Here is a 4,291-nt window from a genome sequence, read left to right as displayed (position 1 = left end):
AAAGGAAATACCTATGGTTTAATCGGTGCTAATGGTGCAGGAAAATCAACTTTTTTAAAAATCCTAGCTGGTGATATCGAACCAACTACTGGAAATATTTCACTCGGACCAGACGAACGTCTCTCAGTCCTTCGGCAAAATCACTTTGATTATGAAGAAGAACGAGTGATTGATGTAGTTATCATGGGAAATGAGCATCTTTATAACATTATGAAAGAAAAAGATGCCATTTACATGAAACCTGATTTTTCTGATGAAGACGGTGTCCGAGCAGCTGAGTTAGAAGGTGAATTTGCTGAGTTAGGTGGTTGGGAGGCTGAAAGTGAAGCCTCTCAACTCCTCCAGAACTTGAATATCCCAGAAAATCTCCACTATCAAAATATGAGCGAATTATCAAACGGAGATAAAGTGAAAGTTCTCCTTGCAAAAGCTCTATTTGGTAAACCAGATGTTCTATTACTAGATGAACCAACAAACGGTCTTGATATTCAATCCATCTCTTGGCTAGAAGATTTTTTGATTGATTTTGAAAACACCGTTATCGTTGTATCTCACGACCGTCACTTCCTCAATAAAGTATGTACACACATGGCTGATTTGGACTTCGGTAAAATCAAACTCTATGTTGGTAACTATGATTTCTGGAAAGAATCTAGTGAGTTAGCTGCTAAACTCTTAGCAGATCGTAATGCTAAAGCTGAAGAAAAAATCAAGCAACTGCAAGAATTTGTTGCTCGCTTCTCTGCTAATGCTTCAAAATCTAAGCAAGCAACTTCTCGTAAAAAAATGCTTGACAAAATTGAACTGGAAGAAATTGTCCCATCAAGCCGTAAATACCCATTTATTAACTTCAAAGCCGAACGCGAAATCGGAAATGACCTCTTGACAGTCGAAAACCTTTCTGTCAAGATTGACGGCGAAGTCATCCTTGACAACATCAGCTTTATCTTGCGTCCGGGTGACAAGACAGCCTTGATTGGACAAAATGACATTCAAACAACCGCTTTGATTCGAGCTATTATGGGAGATATTGACTATGAAGGAACTGTCAAGTGGGGTATTACAACTAGTCAATCTTATTTACCAAAAGACAATAGCAAAGATTTTTCCAGCGGTGAATCTATTCTTGACTGGCTCCGTCAATTTGCAAGTAAAGAAGAAGATGACAACACCTTCCTTCGAGGATTTCTAGGTCGTATGCTTTTCTCTGGTGATGAGGTTAACAAGTCTGTCAATGTCTTGTCAGGTGGTGAAAAGGTTCGTGTCATGCTTTCAAAACTTATGCTTCTCAAATCAAACGTTTTGGTACTAGATGATCCAACCAACCACTTAGACTTAGAATCTATTTCTAGCCTAAATGACGGTCTGAGAAACTTTAAAGAATCTATTATTTTTGCTAGCCACGATCATGAATTTATCCAGACACTTGCTAATCATATTATTGTTCTTTCTAAAAATGGTGTCATTGATCGTATTGACGAAACCTATGATGAATTTTTAGAAAATCAAGAAGTACAAGAAAAAGTCAATAGTCTTTGGAAAGATTAAACTTTTCAAAAAATAGGAGCTGATGAAAGATTCAGTTCCTTAAATTTTAGTATTTTACGATAGCTTATGAAAAAAATCAAAAAACTCTTCAAAAATTATTATTTGATAGCCTTTTTTATTCCATTTTTGATTCTGTTTATAACTTACCTTATAAATGGAATCTATTGGAAAAGTGACACTTCTCCGCTATTAGGAGACGGATTTCATCAATATGTTATTTTTGATGTCACTTTAAGGAATATTTTGCATGGTACAGATAACATCTTTTATACGTTTACAAGTGGACTCGGTTTGAACTTTTATGCCTTATCTAGCTATTATCTAGGGAGTTTTTTATCACCTTTAGTTTATTTTTTCAATCTAAAAAATATGCCAGATGAAGTATACTTATTTACTTTGATAAAGTTTGGTTTGATGGGATTAACTTGTTTCATCAGTATTAAAGGTATCTTTAAAAAAATTTCTCCTTATCTTATATTAATACTGTCAACTTCCTACGCTCTAATGAGTTTTGCAGTTAGTCAACTTGAAATAAAAACTTGGCTAGATGTCTTCATTATTATTCCACTTATTTTACTTGGTTTACATCAGTTGATTACTCAAAAAAGACGTGTTCTTTACTTTACATCTTTGTCAATTCTTTTTATTCAAAATTATTATTTTGGGTATATGATGGCAATCTTTCTTGTATTGTGGTTCTTTGTTCAAACTTCATGGGACTTTAAAATTAGGATTAAATCTTTCATAGACTTTACAGTTGTGTCAATTTTAGCTGGTATAACTAGCCTCATCATGATTCTGCCAACCTTTCTAGATTTAAAAACTCATGGTGAAAAATTAACAAAAGTGACAACCCTACTGACTGAAAAAAGCTGGTATTTAGATATTTTTGCCAAAAACTTTGTTGGATCTTTTGATACAACTAAATATGGCTCTATTCCGATGATTTATGTTGGGCTTGTTCCATTATTACTAGCGATTCTCTTCTTCACTTTAAAGTCTATTAAGTTTCACGTGAAACTTTCCTATGTTATTTTAATTATATTCTTAGTAGCTAGTTTTTACTTACAGCCTTTGGATCTGCTCTGGCAAGGTATTCACGCACCAAATATGTTCCTACATCGTTACTCTTGGACTTTTTCCATTGTCATTATTTTCTTAGCGGCTGAAAGCTTGGAGCGTCTAAAAGAGATTAAATTCACAAACATTCTAGCCAGTTTTTCTATCTTAGGACTTGGTTTTATTGCTGCTTTTATTTTTAAGAATCATTACAAATTTTTAGGTTCTGTTAATTTCATCTTAACATTAGAGTTTTTGATTGCTTATCTTTTAATTTCTTGGGCTTATACAAAAAAATATATTTCTGTTAAAATATTTACTATTTCTACTTTATTATTTGTTTGCTTTGAACTAAGTTTAAATAGTTTTTATCAAATGGAAGGAATTGCAAAAGAATGGGTATTTGCAAGTAGAAATGCTTATGAACAAGATTTAACAGCTATTGATTCGCTCGTTAAATATAGTAAAAAGAAAAACTCAAATTTCTTTAGAACTGAAAAATTAGCTATTCAAACCGGAAATGACAGTATGAAATACAATTATAATGGTATCTCACAATTTTCTTCTGTCCGCAATACTGCAGCTAGTTCTATTCTTGATAAATTAGGTTTTAAGTCATCTGGAACTAATTTAAATTTACGTTACCAAAACAATAGTATCCTTATGGATAGCTTATTGGGTGTAAAATATAATATTTCAACAAACAATCCTCAAAAATATGGTTTTACTTCCATTAAAACGAAAGATAATTTAACACTTTATGAAAATAAAAATGTTAATTCACTAGCATTTTTAACAAATTCAATTTACAGAGATGTAAAGTTTAGTCACTTAACATTAGATAATCAAACTCGTTTTCTCAATCAGCTTTCTGGATTAAATTTAAAATACTATCACAGATTACCTCCTACAAGTAATCATAATGTTAAGCAAGTTGGAAATAGAATAGCTGCAGAAGTAGATAAAGAAAGTTATGACTCTTTTGCCAGCATCACTTACACTTTAGAAGTTCCAGCAAATAGTCAAGTTTATTTAACTCTGCCAAACTTAACTTTCTCAAATGATAACCAAAAATCAGTTGACATAACTGTAAATAACAATCAAAAAATGCATTATGGTACCAACAATGTTTTTCCATTTTTTAATCTTGGTTATTTTAAGCAAAAACAAATCATAACCGTTAAAATATCTTTCCCAGATAATTCAAAAGTTTCATTTGATAGTCCTGAATTTTATATGCTTGACACCAGTCATTTTCAACAAGCGATAAACAAGATTCAACGACAAAAAGTATCTGTGACAACAAAACATAATACAATAACAGCACATTATCAAGCTCAACGAGATAGTTCTTTATTCTTTACCATTCCTTATGATAAAGGTTGGGCTGCAACACAAAATGGAAAATCAATCAAAATCTCAAGGGCACAAAATGGCTTTATGAAAATTGATGTCAAAAAAGGCGCAGGAAAAATAAAACTGACATTTATCCCAAATGGTCTTAAAGAAGGTAGTATAGCATTTTTATCTGGAATCGCGTTATTTATAATTTACAATAAGATACGTAAGAAAAAATCGTTATAATTGAAAAACCAAACTGCACAAGAAAACAGTTTGGTTTTTATTATATTTTTACAATGTAAAAAAAGCATTCCTAAAGAATGCTTAGTAGCTCCGGCAGTAG

At 32.0% G+C, this 4,291-nt stretch carries 2 protein-coding genes; both read left to right on the top strand.

Annotated features, from left to right (window positions below; translation table 11 throughout):
- Positions 1-1,548, top strand: a 1,548-nt coding sequence (locus HMPREF2887_RS00125; protein ID WP_084740305.1) for an ATP-binding cassette domain-containing protein, incomplete at its 5' end; no start/stop codon positions are given.
- 66 nt (positions 1,549-1,614) lie between these two features.
- Entirely contained in the window at positions 1,615-4,191 is a 2,577-nt protein-coding gene (locus HMPREF2887_RS00120; RefSeq protein WP_057489850.1) for a YfhO family protein, read from the top strand.
- Positions 4,192-4,291 lie beyond the last annotated feature (100 nt).

It is taken from the genome of Streptococcus sp. HMSC071H03 (assembly GCF_001813035.1).
Lineage (GTDB): Bacteria > Bacillota > Bacilli > Lactobacillales > Streptococcaceae > Streptococcus > Streptococcus anginosus.
Note: the sequence above shows the minus strand (reverse complement) of the source record. Positions and strands in the feature narration are given on the sequence as shown.